The following is a 17877-nucleotide window of genomic DNA, read 5'->3' on the forward strand; positions in this document are numbered from 1 at the left end:
ATTACTTTATTTCCGGCCCACCTTTCCGGTCGTCGGGTACGAATAATTGTTGGGCAGGCATCACTACGTTCGGTAGCGTTTTTGCATTTACGACTGCCTTATCGTCGATAATCCCATTGGCATTCAGCAGATAAGCCGTCAGATTATAGACCTCAGCATCGGTCAGCGAACCCGGTTCGCTAAACGGCATGGCTCGCCGGATGTAATCGAAAATAGTGGTAGCATAAGGCCAGTAATTCCCAATCGTTTTTTCGGGCCGTTTTTTAGTTGGGTCGGTGGTAGTCACCAGTGACCCATTCGGCCCGCCAACTCCCCCTACACCATGACAAGCCGCACATTTCTGCGCAAAAATTACTTTCCCGGCAACAGGTTTTCCTTCGCCAGCAGGTAATCCTTTCCCGTCAGGGCGGATATCGATGTCCAATCGGGCAATTTCTGTCGACGTAGCCACTCGCCCAAAACCAAAACGTGCCGGAATAGAGTCAGATTTAATGAGATAAGTTATCTCCTGTGCTCTATCTCTATCAGGAAATAAGACCGTATTGATTGGCCTTTGACTCATCAACAAACCGGCTTCCAGTATCCCAACAAGCCACAGTTTATTCATACGTACCGGCGTTTAGCGTGCTTTTCGACAACACATACGGGCGCTCTACCCGGTCCAGTACTACGTAGATGGAATCTTTCTTTTCGTCGATACCGCGCAGAATTACGCGATCGCCACCCTGTTCGGACGTATAGCTCAGAATCATCCGATTCCGTTTTACAGGCTTACTCTCCGCTTTGATTCCTTTCGTCCGTCGGGTCGACCGGGCAAGTGGGTCAATTTTCGGGTCTTCGTCGCCAATAATTGCCAGGGCTTCTTTAGGAATCCAGTTGTCTGGTTTTTCCTCATTTTCTTTCTTCCGATCCCCTCTTGAACGGCCTCTACCGCCCTCGCCATTACCCCCTTCTCGAACATTCCCTAAAAACTCCCGGTTTTCGGCGTTACGGGCTCCCCGATTTTTGTCCTGCAGATACAATACGTGGTGAACACTATCCGCTTCGTAATAAAATACACGTTGCCCACCCGACACGCCTGTTAACTCAAAGGTGCGGTTAATGTCGCGCATGGGCGATCCGCCCCCATTCGACAAATCAAGCTCAACAGGTTTATTGACTTTAAACGTGAGCGTGGTCCAGTTTTCGAACGTAGCGTGTTGCCAACGTATCGAATCCAGGGGAGAATACGGTAGTTCTTTTCCATTATGCCGGAATTCCGTTACGTTATAGTTGCCTCGTAATTCCTTCAACCCTTTCTGGGCCGGTTGCTTATAGGGATCATACCGGAAATTGGTGTACTGCAACCAAAACAGAAGGATCAGAAATAGCCCGATCGTAACGGTTTTCAGACTGACCCGTGCCCATTGTTTCCAGCCATCGAACGTCGGTACGTAGTAATTGGGAATCGTTAAGCGTTCCCGAATAAGAAGATTATAGAGATCCTTAACGTAGTAGATTAACAGAAAGCCGGAGAGAAGCACAAAGTAGGAACTATAACCATGTACGCCCCCATCGTAGGCAAAATTGACGTATACAATATCGGCCAGTGCGCCAAACAGCAGAACCGATCCCCAGAACGTAGTAGCCCGGAAAAATAGTAAAGCACCTGCCAGCACTTCCACTACGCCCGTAAAGACTTCGTACCAGGGCACGATACCAATCGAAAGCCAATAAATTTTCTGCGCGGTCAAATCGCCGAAATTGGTATTCAGTACGCCCAGCGATGGATAGGGTAACTGCGTGGGCATCAACTTGGTAAACCCAAAGCCAATGATTCCTATGCCCGCCCGATACCGTACCACCACCCGTAGCCAGTAGTACAGCAGTTCGTAGTTTCGTACTTCTTTCTTGCGCAACTGAACAACTGCCGTCCAGATCAGTCCAACGACCGTAGCAAAAATGAACGTAATGATCCAGGTGGCATAACCATTCAGCGGGCTACCGAACAGTTTATTACCAAAAATGGTTAGGCCAGAGCCAAAACGAGCCACATCGTAAAGATCCCGATAGTGCAGATGCAGCCAGTCGAACGCTAGCACCTCTTTATACCATTCGACGCTGTTGGGCAACGACATGCTGATAAAGAACACAAACGCGATACGGAACAGTGTTTTCTGCGTAGCGGTCCATCGGGTCGCGGTGGCCGAATTAGGGTTTGGCGTAGTCGGCTCGCTATCTTCTGCTACGTTGCTCTCGTTTGCAACCGGTTTGCCAGTAATTTCTTCGGGCGACACCAGCCCTAAATCAGTACGTTCGGGAGTTATGTTGGGAATTGCCATCGTACAGAGGAAGTTAGAGTTTGAGTGATCCGCGCCGACCAGCTTTAGCAGCCTCGTCGATCAGGTATTTTTTGTTGATTTTGTCGAGCACTGCATAGATCGAGTCACGCCCCTGATCGATTCCCGCGAGCACAATCTGTCCGTTTTGCTTGCGGTCGATTGACAGCTTTAGTGACTCAGTCGGATAGTTTGGATTGGCGTTTTTCAGCGTTAAGACCCGGCCGGTTGGGTCCACGGTGTAGCGGTAGTAATGGCGGCCCTGTGAGCCAGCGTACTCATAATCCCGGTCGGATTCAGCCGAGGCAATCTGCTCTGTATTCGTAGTAACCAGCTTAACGGGCCGGTTCGACTTGATGCTGATGGTATTCCAGGTTTCGAAAACGACGTCCTGCCAACGAACCGGATCTGTTTTTGAATACGGTAATGATTTACCCCCGAGCCGAAACTCACTTACATTATACAGTCCGGCCGTATTTGGTATGCCTGGCGTTTTAGGGAAGCGAATCGACTCTCTATTTCGGTAGGCAGCATACGTACTCACGCCATAGAACAGCACAACAACCAATACAAATGCACTTTTCAAACCCAGGCGTCCATATTGTTGCCACTGTTCGGTAAAAGCAGGGTGAAACCGATTGGGGCTGGCTGCCTCTTCCAGCGACACTAGTTTGAACAATCGAATCGCATCAAAGGCAAACAGAGCCAACGCAAACGTGATCAATAAACCACTATAGACATATTCGCCCCCTTCGTAGGCCAGATTGGAGAAGAAAATATTACCCAGAAATGGAAGCAGAATTAACGTAGCAATCGTTGCCGTTTTCCGATGCAGCAGCAATAGGCCACCCGCCAATTCGACCAGACCCAGAAACGATTCATACGACGGCACAATCCCCAGCGACAGCGAGAACAGTTTCCAGGCCGAATGATCACCATAGGGCGTATTGAGGTTACTGAGGGACGGAAGTGGTGCCTGCAACGGAAAGAGTTTAATAAATCCATACACAATGACACCGAATGCCAACCGATAACGTAACACTACGCGAAGCCAGTAAAACAGCGCATCGTAGTTCGTATTTTCAGTATCGCGAAACGACCAGATAATCGAACCAATCAAAGCAATAACCAGCACAATTCCCCAGTTGGCAAAGCTGTCTTCTGCCCCTACAAATCGGGGTGCGTAATGCGACAGGTTAAACAGATAGCGTGTAAAACCGCCGTCAACATCAGTCAGGTTCCGGAAGAACTGGGCATCGAGTGGTAAAGCCTGGATCAGCAGATACAGAAAAACGAATCGAAAGATGGCTTTCTCGGTAGCGGTCCAACTCCCATCGGAAACCGGGAGGGCATGCCGACCGCTATGAGGCATTACGTAACTTGTGTCGGAATAACTCATGGTACTATCGATTGAGGTAGTTGATTAATATCCTGGGTTTTGCTCCAGCGCTTTATCCGTCAAAAGTTGCTGCACTGGGATGGGCAGTACGTAGCGATTGGCATCGCTCAGGTTGAAGACGGCAGCCGCCCGGCCCGTCCGCACAATGTCGAACCAACGGTGTGGCTCCAGCGCAAATTCAACGCGTCGTTCGTTTTCGATGGCCAGTAGTACCGCATCTTTGGTAGCTGTTGTCGCGGCTGTGAGTGCCGTCAATCCAGCGCGGTCACGCACAGCATTGAGATCCGTTAAGGCATCAGCAAACTTCTCCTGCTGCGCACGGGCCTCCGCCCGAATCAGATAGGCTTCGGCAATGCGGAAAATGTAGGAAGGGTCTGAGCCAGGATTGCGATAGTAGAGATTACCATACCAGCGATTTTGGTTGTCTTTGGCCACCAGCACCGACCGGTTACCGCCAATGGCCGGATTATTCAACAGCGCCACCAGGGCATCGTTTGGCGCCCATTGGCGCGTACCGCCATTAGTCTGCGGCTGCCATTGCCCCCGGTGGCTGTTTACTTCGGTGGTGCCATTATAGAACACTTCAAACACCGACTCAGCCGTACCGCGCACGTCATTTTGAAAGAAAGAACCATACGGTTTCAGCAGCCGGTAGTTGGTGGCATCACTAATCAGTTTAGTGGCGTATTCCTCCGCTTTCACATAGTCTTTCTGATAGAGATAATACCGCGACTTCAAGGCAAACACCGTTTTCTGCGTCACCCGATAGCGGTCGGTTGTAGTCGGTAATAGCGGCTCGGCAGTTTCGAGGTCTTTCAGTGCCTGGGCGTAGGTGTCAGCTTGGGTACTACGCTTGCCGCCCGAATTATCCGTTGGTTTCGCCGTAGGATTGAGAATAATGGGAACGCCACCAAATGTCCGGGCCAGATCAAAATACGCCAATGCCCGAATAGCATACGCTTCGCCGAGGTATTGATTTTTCAGCGCCGTCGTTAAATTCGGGTCCGTTACGGTTGGCACCTTGGCCAGTACGTTGTTGGCCCGATTGATGGTTCGATAGATAGCAACCCAGGCGCTCGAAATGGTCGAGTTATCGGCGTTGACGCGTTTGTTGATAAACTCCTGCACCTGCGACTGTGAACCCGTCCACTGGATATTATCGCCCGACAAATACCCAATCGACTGAAAGCTGGTACCATAGTAACTCCCATCAGCCAGGGCACTGTATACCCCACGGAGGGCAGTTAAGGCCGAGTTTTGGTCAGTTATCGTCACCGCATCGGAGATAGATTCCAGCGGTTTTACGTCTAAAAATTCCTTGCAGCTACTGACTGTCACCAGCAGTACCAGCGAAAAAATGGTCTTGATATGCTTCATTATTAAATTCGTTTGGTTCGTGAAAGGCAGCCCATCACTACGTTGATCGCGTGTAATTGATTATAACGTCAGGCTGATACCACCCTGAATGCCAACTGGTTGTGGTGGTGTCCCCAGATCAATACCCTGGGCGTTCTGATCACTGCTTGAGCTGGATTCAGGATCAAGGCCGGAATAGTTGGTTAATAACCAGAGGTTCGTTCCAACGGCATAGACCCGTAATCCCTGAATACCTACCCGACTCGTCCACTCTTTCGGAAGCGTATAGCCAATTGTCAGTGATTTCAGGCGTAGAAATGAGCCATCTTCCAGCCAGCGGCTACCACCATCCCGGTAGTTGTTGACGTTGATTCCGTCGGGGCGCGGTACGTCGGTGATGTCACCTGGTTTTTGCCACCGAGCCAGATTCGAGGCAAAGATGATCCGGGCGGCATCGCGGGCGCCACCACCCTCGCCAAAGAATTTATTGTGGTTATAAATTTTGTTGCCGTACTGATACGAGAAGAACAGATTAATATCGAAGCCTCTAAAGGTCAGGCTGTTCGTTAAGCCACCGAAGAATTTCGGCCAGATGCTGCCCACTAACTGCCGATCATCGACCGTTATTTTTCCATCTTTGTTCACATCGTCGTACACGACGTTACCCGTTTGCGGATCTACGTACAGCTGTTTGTAGACCCAAAAGGAATAAAGCGGAGAACCCTGCTGCTGAAGAATCAGATCGCGGCTACCGTAGCGGAGCGGAGTAGCCAGTTTTTCAATCCGATTGATGTTCTGCGCTACGTTAAAGCTGGTTGTCCAGGTAAACCCGTTACGTCGAACGTTAACGGTATTGATACCCAGCTCGAAACCCTTGTTGCTGATTTCGGCCGCATTGCTCCAGTAGCTGCTGAAGCCGGTCGTTCCCGCCAGCGCGATCTGTAACAACCCGTTTGTAGTGTATTTATCGTAGACGTTGACTTCCAGACCAAGCCGATCGTTGAAAAACGAGGCATCGATACCGGCGTTGATTTGCCGGGTGCGTTCCCATTGCAAATCGGGGTTACCCAACTGTTGAGGAGCAATACCTGGGCTCCCCTGATACCCGCTGCCGCCCGTCCAGAGGCCCTGAGCCGCGAAATTTCCGATGCCGTTCTGGCTACCCGTAACGCCCCAGCTCGCCCGTACTTTAAGGTCCGACAGGAACGTAGCATTTTGCAAAAAACCTTCCTGTTTAGCGCGCCAGGCTACGCCCACCGATGGGAAATAACCCCACTTCCGCGACGAGCCAAACCGCGACGAACCATCGGCCCGTACGCTGGCATCAATCAGGTATTTACCCGCGAAGTTGTAATCGGCTTTGGCGAAAAACGACGCTAGCGTGCTCTTGCTCCAGTTTTGTGAACTGGCTGTGGTGGCCGCCGATGAAATCTGCGTAAAGTTGTCGTTTGGAAAACCGCGCCCTTCGGCGTAAGTACGCGTCAGGTTATCACTCTGTAACGTATTGCCGACCAGTACACCAAACGAATGGTTCGATCCAATTTTCTTCCGATACGTCAGCGTTTGTTCGTTGAGCCAGGTTGTATACTGAGTGATACTCGACGTAGCGTATCCGTTCGGGCTACCCGAAATCAACAGAGAATTCCAGTATTCCGACTCATTGTAGTTGTTATAATCCAGACCAAAACTGGTTCTGAATTTCAGGCCGGGTAGCAGTTGAGCATCTGCGTACAGATTGCCGATATACCGGATGCTCGTCGTATTGACATCGTAATTATTGATCAATAAGGTCAGGTTATCAAAGCCCGCCCGACCAACCAGTACGCCCTGATCGTTGGTTGGCGACAGATACGTTGGCGTATGCAAAGCGGCCTGTAATAAACCACCAGCCGGACCATCGCCCGCCCGTCCCTGATTTCGATACGTCCGGGTAAACGTATTGCTGACACCAACCTGAATTTTATCGTTTAACTGCTGATCCAGATTGACTTTAAAACTCGCCCGGCTAAAATCAATGGGTCGAATAATGGCTTGCTGCGTATTGTAGCCACCGCCAATGTAATACTTCGTTGTCTGCGTACCGCCCGACAGCGAAATGTCGTAATTACGAAGTTGGGCAGTACGAAATAATTCGCTTAAGCGATCATACGTTTTCTGTTCTTCTGGCAAACCACGCCCCCCTTCCGAAACGGGCCGAAATGGGCGATTGGCGGACGTACGATTCAACGTCGGATCGTCTTTGCCGGTATTGACCCACCATTCGTTTACCAACGTAGCGTGTTCAGGTCCCGTTGTCAGATCCCACAGTTTAGCCGCTTTAGCTGCCCCGGCCGACGCGTCGACTTTGACGGTAGCCCGCTGTCCATAAGCGCCCCGTTTGGTCGAAATCAGCACAACCCCGTTGGCTCCACGCGATCCGTACAGGGCTGTCGCTTCGGCATCTTTCAGCACCTCGATGCTTTCAATATCGGATGGATTAATGTCGGCAATGGGCGACGTAGCTTTACCACCCGTACCAATACTTTGAAGACTGTTACTATTGATAAAGACACCGTCTACTACGTAAAGCGGGTCATTACTGCCATTGATCGACGTAGCACCACGGACCCGTATGTTGACGCGCTCGCCCGGAACGCCCGTAGCACTGGAGATCTGAACGCCCGGCACTTTGCCCTGTAACTGCGCATCGACGCTGCCAACCGGGATATTTTTTGTGTCGGCAGGATCAATTTTAGCAATTGAACCAATCAGATTTTTCCGTTCAGCCGTACCGTAACCCACCACAATAACCTCGTTCAGCTGGCGAGTGTCGGCCGTTAACTGAACTCGTACGGGCGCTGTCCCAGTGATTCGAATCTCAGCATTTTTGTATCCAATGGCTGACAGAACAAGCTGATCACCCGGTTTGGCGGATAAATTAAATCGGCCTTCCGCATCGGTAACCGTCCCTTTTGATTGACCTTTTAAAACAATATTGACACCGGGGAGGAGTTCACCATTATCGGCTCGAACGATGCCGTTAATGGTATTGATTGACGTAGTTGATGACCGATCTGACTGCTGAGCAACCAGATCGGGTGAAATGAGTAATAGAATTACCCATAATGCATAAAGTTTTTGCATTACTTTGCAATGGTTACGTGAGAAAACAAGTTGTTGACTTCTGAGCGTTGCTGCGCCCAGAGGCCAGTTCATCATCTTGTTGTGACCAGCCGAAACGGTTGCCGCCGTTTCGGCTTTTTTATACCAAGAATCCGAATATTGAGTTTATCCGTCAAATTGCTTCAGCAGGTTGCCGCCTGCCAAAAACACGGAATTGATAAATACGTACTGATTTATGGGTTATGAAGCATTGTGTCGAACATTCGTTTGATTGTTAATCCTGAATACGTTTCGCGAAACGGTGATAAAATGGCGTTTTGCTGCTGGCATTTTTAGGTTTATAGTCGCCGGTAATAATGGGAATGTACATCACACGCCGACGACTGGCTGCCCCCGTAAATGGCGATTGCTCCACCCGGTGCCATAAGCTTCCGTTATGAATGGTCAGATCACCAGCTTCGATGTCAAACCCCACTTCGCGCGGATCGGGCCGATGATCAACAAATTGCCGCTTGCGGAAAAGTGTCAGAAGCGTGTTCTGCTTGTGCGTTCCAGGCAAAACCCGTAAGCCCCCGTTTGTTTGCGGACAATCGTCCAGATGAAGTCCAACGTTAAGCATCGGGCGAATACGTTGACCCAGGAAAAGGTCGCGCGGGCTGTCGGTATGCCAGCCCATCCGCGAAAAATTACTTTCGGGCGTCCGAACGTAGTGATTAACAACCAGCCCATCTTTTTCTTCCGGACTGATACGTCCTTCGTAGGGAGCCAGTAATTGGGTCAGCGCCAGAAGCCGCGGATCATCCAGGAAATCGCGCAGGATCGGACTAAACAACGACGTAAAGGCAAACCGCTGGACAATACGATTCCCGTTTTCATCCTGGCCAAATTTAATCGGCGTACCGTTAATCTTATCGACTTTCTCGGCCAGCCAAATCGACTCAACCCGCTGAATTTCAGCAATAAACTGTTGTACTGTGGAGCGATTTACGAATTGTTTGATATGAATAAACCCGTTTTGATCAAAAAACTGACGCTGTTCGGGCGATAGCAATTCAAAAAGTTGATGTGATGTCTCGTTTGTTACTGTAAGCATGGATAACTCGATTAAGCAGTTTTGACAAGGCGGATATAATAGGTATACACGTAGCAACCGGCGCAGAAGCCAGCCAGTGACTCCAGAGCAGCAAAAACAGCCAGCGTGGCAACCGGAATTACCGTTGATATACCGAGCAGATGTAGCCCGATAATCAGCACTGAAAAACCAAGTCCAATCCGGGCGGCAAAGCGTTTGGGTGCCTGATCAGTGGGTTTATTCGGTAGCGTTATAACGCTTAGGATACCATCTGCTACGTTGCCCAACGGACTGTACTTCCCTGCATCGGCGCTTCTCAAGGCAAAATCGATCAGGAGCAGCACCGGCAAAAACAACCAGTTGGTGATTAGGTATATCAAAGCCGTTACCAAAACGAGCCCGGCTACTACCCTCACCTTCGATTCATTTATCTGTTTCCCATCAACGGGACATATAAGATTAGTGTCCATTCGTTTTTTATTCTACTATTAATATATATATCCTACCGAATAACTATATTAATATTCATTGTACAATCCTTATACAAACTGTTCATAAAGAACTCATCCTGTAAAAGACAGGAAGCCAACAATACAAGCTATGGCTTATTGGAAAAATCCGGGAGAAGACTTTAGCTGCAACAACAGCACCGATGGGATGTATTCATGGTTTAAAAACGCTAAGACTCAATTAAAACGGCTGATTGTCCATACATTTTAGGCTGGTTTAGCTAAAACCTGACAATTCACTGCTTAACTGATAGACAAAGGTGAATAGCCAATTTTATTTTTCCAAATTTTATCTAAAATATTGACCAACAACATTTTACACAGAAGTCTATAGAGATATACCGTTATTCATTCCGTTTTTAACGAACAGATTTATACTGAGGTATATACAGTAACCGTTAGCGGCCAACTTCCCACCAACGGACAGGTTGCCCCTAATGCTAACGTCATAATTCTTGACTCGTAATCAAACTAAGCTATGATCGTACGGATCTTCGGTCAGCAGTTGCACCTTGTAAAAATGATTACGGCAGCGTGTGCATACATACGCTTTAACGGGTAGCTGTTTGTAAATACCTCTCCGGGGAACCCGATTAGGATCGTCATAGCCACAGGCCGGGCATCGTTTTCGAAAGCTAAATTTTCGATAGATCGCTACCAGGATGCCCACGATCAGAAGTACACCGACAACGCGAATGACAAGAGGAAGCATGGTTTTCTCAATTAGGCTGTAGAACGAATTTACTCAACATCAAAGAACGTAGTACATCCCTCGACGGGCGAATTGATTATCCGGCAGACAACAAAAATCCCCACCAACAGCGTCGGAGGGGATTAAAAGCACTACCTGAAACCCGTTCGCCTTGTATGAACGGGGGTTAAACTGTCTATAATTAGAATAGGAATTTAAGTATCAAACCCAAGTACAGCACGGATATCAGTAATACACTGAACCAGGTTATTGCTGACGTAGGATCGTAAATAGCGATTTTATGTTTTACCATTACGGTGCGATTTCTTATTGTCCAGCAAAGCTACTAGCGAAATAGCAGACTGTATTTATACTTAAGTAATTATAATCAAAAATTAACACGGACTAAAAATCAGTTAAATAGATAGGGCGTTCAATCTCACTGCTCCGACTGTGTACGCAGTTATTTAAAAACTAACCACAATAGCCATGTCCCCAGGGCCAGTGCGATGATTATCACTACTATCCAAGTTACCGCGACAACTGGATCAAAATGTCGTTTGCGCTTAAGCATGACGTCAAAACTAATACGTTCCCCGATCCTATATAAACAAAAAAGCGCAATAGATTGATTTTTCTAGTGCGCCTGCTGAACAATGCTGTAATAAGTCGACTCAGGACCTCTTTCGCCAAACGTAACAGTTGCCTGTTGCTGATTGACTCCTGGTTAGGGCATAAAACCTGGAATGTTTTTGTTGGGCCTGGCAAGTTGTAATAACCTTCACGATCAATCCTTGGGAAGCACTAACCAGGCTATCAGGAATAGTAAATTTGTTAATCCCCTGAATAGCTAGTTTCTTGTCATTTGGCGTCCAGCCCCAGCTTTCCGACGTATCTTTAAGGGCAATCACATTCCACTCAAACCCATCCGGCGAATCACCATAGTCGGATGCGGTTAACGCTAATCCCTGCCCCGCATAACAGTCCGAATTCACATCAATCTGGTGAGCAAACGTACAAGGTTGCGGCTTTTGCCTGCAGGCCATCATCATTACCCCACAGGCAAACTTAAAAAACGTATGTACAGTAGCTTTCATAAGGGATAAATAACAGCGGTATTAATTTTCAACAGACGCTGGTTCTACTGGCTTCAGGGCTGCGGGATAAAACTGCGCTGATTTATGATGGTATAATCCATTCTCCTTATCAAACCATACGCACATTACCTGATTACTGATAAACCCATTGACAGTCATTATTGGTCCGCCTGAGTTTAACATCACCAAATCTCCCGTTTTTATCTTGCTGGCTTCCATTGCTATTCTTAACCGTTACTATGTATCAATCAGACAATCGAATAAGCCACGGTATCTCTATTTCTACCGTTTCGATTGTAGACAGTACCCTCCCCCGCCCGGAGAACGTTTCCAGCGTCGACGATTTATGTCGGCCTGCAAAAACAAAAAAGCCGCTTCCCAGCAGGCAGCGACTTTCAATGAATCATCCACTTTTACTTTCAACAAATCACAGTAGAAACCTAAGGGCTTCCGGGTTACTCTATTGTCAAAGTTGCACAACAATTTAACGATACAACCCGGTGTGTTAACTGTAATTTATTTATCGGAATAAGCAGTTTAATAAACAGTCACAAACGTATCATGGGTATGTATTACGTTACGCATACGATGCCAACATACACTCAAGGCAAGTGCCAGCGATAATGTTATTGACGAGCGAGTAATTTCTATAATACGTTTACTTTACCAGTCCATGATTCTATTTTATCTCGCTTCTGGCCTGATTCTGATTGGCCTTCTTGTTTATTTATATCTGCATATCAGCTTGTCAATGCGCTGCCCCAAATGCCGTAAAATCAACAATGAACGAATACCCCGGTCATCGATAGCTCGCCTGTTTTCCCGCTTCCTGCCCTTGAAAGCCTATCGGTGTCGTACCTGCTGGAATCAGTATGTTGTTATTAGCGATTGACCTACTAAAGTGATCACGTTCGTAATTGTGTCCTTCCCACTAAAACGGTCATACTACGTCATTTTGCTTCATTAACCTGGATACGGTAGTTAGTTAGTTAGCCTGATGTGCCAGCTAGCGCATAATTGGCTCTACACTTCATTTATTACCAATATACTATTTTGATAAAATAATATTAACCAATAAACAAAGTATAGTATCTTTTCAATCTACCTCAATCAGTAATTCAATATATATATAAATTGACGTATCCACGATCCAACCATATATTCTACATGAGCTCCATTCATGCTGCCGGTGTCAGACATCAATTATGCCTCGATAAAATTATAGCTATTACGGCCTCTATCAACTATAGCTATATTCATTACACCAATGGGACAACCCAGCTCCACAGCCGTACTCTCAAATGGTTTTCGGACCAGTTTCCGTCGTTAATACGTATCCATAAAGCCAGCCTGATCAATACTGCCCAAATTTATCACTATCATCTTCCAGCCATTAAAAACTCGGGCGGTTATGTGATCATGAAAAACAACATGCGGCTGGACGTATCACGACGTTTAAAGGTCAAGGTTAGAAACCACCTTCAACCCCAATCGACTGTTGTCTATGCTTAAAAGGCTGGCGAGTTCCACAACCAAAAGTAGCTCGGAATTGCTGCTACGTCTCCTGCCATCCAGGCTGATCCAGTAAATTATTCAGGTAGTGTTGTGCTCAAAAAAAGTAGAGCAATTGACTAAAATTTTTCAGTCTGACCTAATAATAAACATCTACTCCCATCTATTATCCGTATGTAGGGCATGCAAACTCCTTTACTAACTCGTAACGTCCAGACAACGCAACAATTACCTTTTGTGGCAGACGTAGTGATAGCGGATGGCACTGTAGTCGTCAAACTAGTCGATGAATTACGGGTTGTTTTGTCTGATCAGCTCACAGAAATCAAAATTCCCGAAAAGGATTTCTCTATTGGCGAGGTAATTACACAATACGCAATCATTGTGGAGCATTTGCAGCATCAGGCCAGTCGAGCCAGGCAGCTATTAAAAAGTGTAAGAGCCTACTGATTAATACGTTTAACAGCGACTGGCTATGGCGCGTAGTTTTCTTACTTTCTCCACTAAGTCAAACGGCAGCGGTTTAGGATAGCTTAGTATTACGTTATAAATCAGATCCCACTCTTCCAGGCAAAGCATCAATTTTCCGGTTGTTACTTCTTCCGACAGCTTTTCCTCAACGTACGCCATTTGATAACGATACATTTCCATAATTACCCCTTTCTGGCGTGCTTTCACCTCGTAGGAATAAGTCACCTCAACAGCATGGGCCTGACCCGCTTTTACAAATATTTCGTATAGCTCTTGCCAGCTTAATACATCAGGAGGTAGTTCATGGCGATATTTCATAGGACAGATAAACGCAATAGACATACTGGTGTGGCTATAATAACTAATGCGGAAAACAAAGTACAACATTAGCACCAACACCTTTAGAAAAACAACCTAGAATTTATGGATCGGCAGAATTCAGCTCATTTCAAAGCACAAGCCTGAACACGATTGTGCTAAGCTTATTTCATCAATATAGCATGCAGCGTTTTACGTAAGGGCAATATAGACCCCTCTGGCTTTAAAGGAAAGTGAGTTGAAACCTGACCATAAAGTCAATAAATAAACCTTGGCGAAACAGCCAATTGTTTTTGATAAATGAGGGAATGGAGACGTATCACGCGTGTTTTATCCATCTGGGCAGAAAAGATATAACCGCTAACAAAGAAGCCAGACTCAATGAGAATCTGGCTTGCCGTTTACACACCTAAGTGTCACACTAAAACATAACAAATACGGCAGAAACTAAAAATAGGCTATTACCTACAGTTTAGTTGTACCCAACCTTGTAGTATATACGTTGCGGTAAGCAAGCTGACGGGCTACGTCAAGTGCGTATTAGACTTATAAAATATATAAGAAAACAAGCCAGACCGCAAAGCAGTCTGGCTGTATGTGTTGTCCTTTACGTTCAATTAGCGTAACCAACTAATGAACTGAACAAATGTATATATAAAATATTAACTCATATAATTATTTATATAAGTTAATATTTTATCAATGTATTTATTGGCTTATATAAATTTAAAGTATTATTTATACTATAACCTGTTTCATGAAGAGTGTCGAATGACAGTAGATATGTACTCTCTAACGGTGAATTTAAGCCGTTTACATCAAGGCTTAAGCGAAGAAGGCACTTAAGCTCCTAGTTAACACACGAGCATAGTAAAAGACAGCCAGCAACAGCAGATAATTATTTTTAGGCCCATATTTAACTGTTACAAACACCAAAGACCCAACTTTTCAAGTAATCAATTCCCTCCAGCCACCTGTCTTTTTTTTGTCTGTATCAAGCAGCTTACAAATAGCGTGAATTGGCGAATAATAGACCATAAACCGACAGTTTTCCGGTCACAGCCTAGTGTCCGTATGCACGACGAGCGCCGGTAATGGGATTTAGCTGTAAAATTACTACTGTACTGTAAATCCTACGAGAGTTTGAGAATATATAGTCTAGACAGCGAATTTGCTCATCCTGTATCTTCTTTGTGAGCGAGCTTTATATTTGAAGCAGACAATACTAAACAGAATGACACCAGCGAAAGAAATCTGGATAAAGGCCGGGTATGAAATTTTTGCTATTTCAGGTGACGTAGCGCTTAAAGTCGAGACATTGGCAAAGAAGCTCAAAATAAGTAAGTCTTCATTCTATCACCATTTTGCGGAGATGGGAATCTTTATTAATCATTTGCTGGACTACCACTTATCACAATCAGCAGTGATTGGTGAAAAGGAAAACAATGCCAAAAAAATCGACCCTGATTTGATCGCTATTTTAGTAGAACACAAAATAGACCTGTTATTTAACCGCCAGCTTCGCATTAAACAGGAAGTCAGCCCCTATAAAAAAACGCTGGTACAGTCTAATCAAATTATTGGTCAGGGGTTTATAGAGCTTTGGAAGAAAGACTTAAATGTAACGCTTAGCCGTAAACAGTTAGAAGGGCTTTTTGAGCTGGCTTTAGAAAATTTCTTTCTTCAGATTAACTACAACACTCTAAATACCGAATGGCTTAGCGAGTATTTTACCAATTTAAAAAAAATAGCCCAATACTTTGAATAGGCATTGTACGGTAGCGTCTAAAATATAGGCAACGGCGTCATTACGTTTGCGAAAAGTTTCATCAATGACGCACAATGCCCACAAAGCCTATCTAAAAATTACAGCCCTAGTAATCGGGTCTTTTGGACCGATTTTCTTTTTAGGCACAATGCTACCTACATCCGAGCCGGCCAGATGGACGTTGGATTTGTTGAGTTTGCCGCTCGATGGGGTGCAGAACTACGAAGCACCTACCACACGATTTTTGTCGGCTTTAACTGGCGGCTTCCTGTTTGGGTAGGGTGTTTGCATCTGGTTTCTGCAAAAATTAGTCTATGAAAAAGCCCCCGATGAAGTAAGGAAGGCTGTATTGGCAGGCGTTCTGGCGTGGTTTTTTTTAGATAGCGCAGGTAGCATTGCCTCCGGTAATACGTCAAATGCATTTTTTAACATCATTGTGCTTCTTATCGCCGTAGGTCCACTTTGGAAACCGGCAAAAAATTAATTCAAAAATTGAACATGGAGAATAATAATTTCCTGAAAGGCTTACTCATTGTACAAACCGTTCTAGTACTCGTTTACACAGGCTTAGCATTCAAAAATGACGGTACAGATCTATTAGGCGTATTTTTGTACAACATACAATCTGTCAATTGGAATGGTCAATTTAATCTCGATTTCAGCTGCTATTTAGTACTGTCAGGGCTGTGGATCGTCTGGCGAGATAAATTCTCCACTAGCTCCATTATAGTTGGATTAGTAGCTTCAATAATAGGAATTATCGTTTTTGCACCCTATCTCTTGTATCTCATCATCAAGGAAAAAGGGAATCTGAAGAAGGTATTGCTTGGAGTACGATAAATCAGTACAACCCTGTTTTGACTAAATAAAACTAAGATCTGGGAATTAGCCTTATTTGCATCTATTAAGCAACAGTTCCTATCCAGCTTATTTCGTTTTTGAGAATAAAAACGAAAAAAAAAAGCCCAATACATGTGTGTATTGGGCACCTTGGCTTAAACAACAGCTCATTGCAGAGAGCGAGGGATTCGAACCCCCGGTACCCTTGCGAGTACTTCTGATTTCGAATCAGACCCGTTCGACCACTCCGGCAGCTCTCTTCGTCGTTTGGGAGTGCAAATATGCACGATTACCTCCTACAACGCAATAAAGAAGACGCAAAAATTATTCGCTCATTTCACCACTCATGGATTTCGCCAATAACAAGCGAACTTGTATGGGGTCTTGTTCACGACCCAACAGAATCATCAGTTTGGTAATGGCCGCTTCAGTTGTGATGTCGGCACCGCTAACCACTCCTATCTGCTGCATCATCTTGCTGGTTTGATAACGCCCCTGCGTCACCCGGCCTCCACTACACTGCGATACATTGAAGATGACAACGCCCCGGTCAATCGCTTCTTTCAGCGTATCTAAAAACCAGCTGTCGGTCGGTGCGTTACCGGCTCCAAATGTCTCCAGCACCAGGCCTCGCAACTTGGGTATATTCACAATCGATTCTACAACGGCTTGCGTAATGCCCGGAAACAACTTCAGTATCGTTACGTTCGTATCCATCACTGCCCGGATACGTAACGAGGCATTAGGATCATAAGCGCGAATAAAAGGTCGATTATAATCAATGCTAACACCAGCAGTGGCCAGATGTGGGTAATTCTCCGACGCAAACGCGTTAAACTGAACACTTTCGTGCTTCGTCGACCGATTGCCACGCAACAACAGAGAGTTAAAATACACGCACACTTCGGGCACGATAGGCCTGCCTTCCTCCTGCGCAGCGGCAATCTCCAGCGCCGTTATAAAATTTTCACGGGCATCGGTACGGGCCGTACCGATGGGCAACTGGGCTCCGGTCAGAATGACTGGTTTGTTCAGCCCAATGAGCATATAACTCAAGGCTGAAGCGGTATACGACATGGTGTCTGTGCCATGCAGTATAACGAAACTATCGTAGAGGTCATAATTTTTCTCAATCAAACGAGCCAGCTCAATCCAGACGGCGGGTTTCATGTTCGACGAGTCGATAACTTCGTTTAGAGAAAGTATGGTAATCTCAAAATCAAGGCGATTTAGCTCCGGTACCCGATCCAGCACCTGTTCAAAATTGAAGGGAATTAATTGGCTCGCTTTGGGATCATAGACCATTCCGAACGTCCCACCCGTATAAATGACCAATACAGAAGGTTGCTGTTTCGCTAAAGTGGGCTTGATTTTGACAGTTTGATAAGGCATTCAGTGGTATTAATTAGAATAGTTTGTTGATA

Annotated in this window: 17 protein-coding genes and 1 tRNA gene; 5 read left to right on the top strand and 13 right to left on the bottom strand. The window is 46.1% G+C overall.

From position 1 onward, the window contains the following. Position 1: 1 nt before the first annotated feature. The 10 genes from GK108_RS20355 to GK108_RS31560 all read right to left on the bottom strand — a co-directional run bounded on the left by GK108_RS20355 (position 2) and on the right by GK108_RS31560 (position 11763). Positions 2-607 (bottom strand): c-type cytochrome, encoded by a 606-nt coding sequence (locus GK108_RS20355; RefSeq protein WP_246225030.1) that lies wholly within the window; start codon positions 605-607, stop codon positions 2-4. Further along, positions 600-2321, bottom strand: coding sequence for a hypothetical protein (locus GK108_RS20360; protein WP_163952517.1), 1722 nt, complete (start codon positions 2319-2321; stop codon positions 600-602). Before GK108_RS20360 ends, GK108_RS20355 begins: the two co-directional genes overlap by 8 nt. Positions 2322-2334: 13 nt before the next feature. Further along, positions 2335-3717: a DoxX family protein gene (locus GK108_RS20365; protein ID WP_163952519.1), complete on the bottom strand. Its 1383-nt coding sequence runs from the start codon at positions 3715-3717 to the stop codon at positions 2335-2337. Positions 3718-3741: 24 nt separating this feature from the next. Then, entirely contained in the window at positions 3742-5094 is a 1353-nt protein-coding gene (locus GK108_RS20370) for a RagB/SusD family nutrient uptake outer membrane protein (protein ID WP_163952521.1), read from the bottom strand. A gap of 60 nt (positions 5095-5154) precedes the next feature. Further along, the gene (locus GK108_RS20375) at positions 5155-8196 is read right to left on the bottom strand and encodes a SusC/RagA family TonB-linked outer membrane protein (protein WP_163952523.1); all 3042 of its coding nucleotides are present in this window, start codon (positions 8194-8196) and stop codon (positions 5155-5157) included. Positions 8197-8449: 253 nt separating this feature from the next. Then, positions 8450-9268 (bottom strand): phytanoyl-CoA dioxygenase family protein, encoded by an 819-nt coding sequence (locus tag GK108_RS20380; RefSeq protein ID WP_163952525.1) that lies wholly within the window; start codon positions 9266-9268, stop codon positions 8450-8452. An 11-nt stretch (positions 9269-9279) separates the two neighbouring features. Further along, positions 9280-9717 (bottom strand): DUF4395 domain-containing protein, encoded by a 438-nt coding sequence (locus GK108_RS20385; protein ID WP_163952527.1) that lies wholly within the window; start codon positions 9715-9717, stop codon positions 9280-9282. Positions 9718-10222: 505 nt separating this feature from the next. Beyond that, a complete protein-coding gene (locus tag GK108_RS20390) occupies positions 10223-10468 on the bottom strand; it encodes a hypothetical protein (protein ID WP_163952530.1) in 246 nt (81 codons plus the stop codon). Between the two features lie 653 nt (positions 10469-11121). Further along, positions 11122-11544 carry a hypothetical protein gene (locus GK108_RS20395; RefSeq protein ID WP_163952532.1) on the bottom strand — a complete coding sequence of 141 codons (423 nt, stop codon included), beginning with the start codon at positions 11542-11544 and terminating at the stop codon, positions 11122-11124. 21 nt (positions 11545-11565) lie between these two features. Continuing rightward, positions 11566-11763: a YodC family protein gene (locus GK108_RS31560; protein WP_163952534.1), complete on the bottom strand. Its 198-nt coding sequence runs from the start codon at positions 11761-11763 to the stop codon at positions 11566-11568. A 454-nt stretch (positions 11764-12217) separates the two neighbouring features. Between GK108_RS31560 and GK108_RS20405 the strand changes: the two genes are divergently transcribed. The 3 genes from GK108_RS20405 to GK108_RS20415 all read left to right on the top strand — a co-directional run bounded on the left by GK108_RS20405 (position 12218) and on the right by GK108_RS20415 (position 13506). Then, positions 12218-12436: a hypothetical protein gene (locus GK108_RS20405; protein ID WP_163952536.1), complete on the top strand. Its 219-nt coding sequence runs from the start codon at positions 12218-12220 to the stop codon at positions 12434-12436. A 275-nt stretch (positions 12437-12711) separates the two neighbouring features. After that, positions 12712-13056: a LytTR family DNA-binding domain-containing protein gene (locus GK108_RS20410; protein ID WP_163952538.1), complete on the top strand. Its 345-nt coding sequence runs from the start codon at positions 12712-12714 to the stop codon at positions 13054-13056. A 183-nt stretch (positions 13057-13239) separates the two neighbouring features. Then, complete coding sequence (locus GK108_RS20415) at positions 13240-13506, top strand: hypothetical protein (protein ID WP_163952540.1); 267 nt, start codon at positions 13240-13242, stop codon at positions 13504-13506. Positions 13507-13515: 9 nt separating this feature from the next. Here the strand turns inward: GK108_RS20415 and GK108_RS20420 are convergent, their stop codons facing one another. Further along, the gene (locus GK108_RS20420; protein WP_163952542.1) at positions 13516-13845 is read right to left on the bottom strand and encodes a hypothetical protein; all 330 of its coding nucleotides are present in this window, start codon (positions 13843-13845) and stop codon (positions 13516-13518) included. Between the two features lie 1234 nt (positions 13846-15079). On the opposite strand from GK108_RS20420, the gene GK108_RS20425 reads away from it, so the two are divergent. Together GK108_RS20425 and GK108_RS31415 are read left to right on the top strand one after the other, a co-directional pair. Then, positions 15080-15613, top strand: a complete 534-nt coding sequence (locus tag GK108_RS20425) for a TetR/AcrR family transcriptional regulator (protein ID WP_163952544.1) — start codon at positions 15080-15082, stop codon at positions 15611-15613. Positions 15614-15761: 148 nt separating this feature from the next. After that, on the top strand, positions 15762-15893 hold the full coding sequence (locus tag GK108_RS31415) for a hypothetical protein (protein ID WP_262887444.1): 132 nt from the start codon (positions 15762-15764) through the stop codon (positions 15891-15893). Between the two features lie 733 nt (positions 15894-16626). On the opposite strand, the gene GK108_RS20435 is transcribed toward GK108_RS31415, so the two are convergent. Beyond that, positions 16627-16713 (bottom strand) — tRNA-Ser (locus GK108_RS20435). A gap of 64 nt (positions 16714-16777) precedes the next feature. Further along, positions 16778-17845, bottom strand: coding sequence for an asparaginase (locus tag GK108_RS20440; RefSeq protein ID WP_163952545.1), 1068 nt, complete (start codon positions 17843-17845; stop codon positions 16778-16780). Between the last annotated feature and the right edge of the window lie 32 nt (positions 17846-17877).

Origin of the sequence: Spirosoma terrae (genome assembly GCF_010435915.1) — a bacterium.
GTDB lineage: Bacteria > Bacteroidota > Bacteroidia > Cytophagales > Spirosomataceae > Spirosoma > Spirosoma terrae.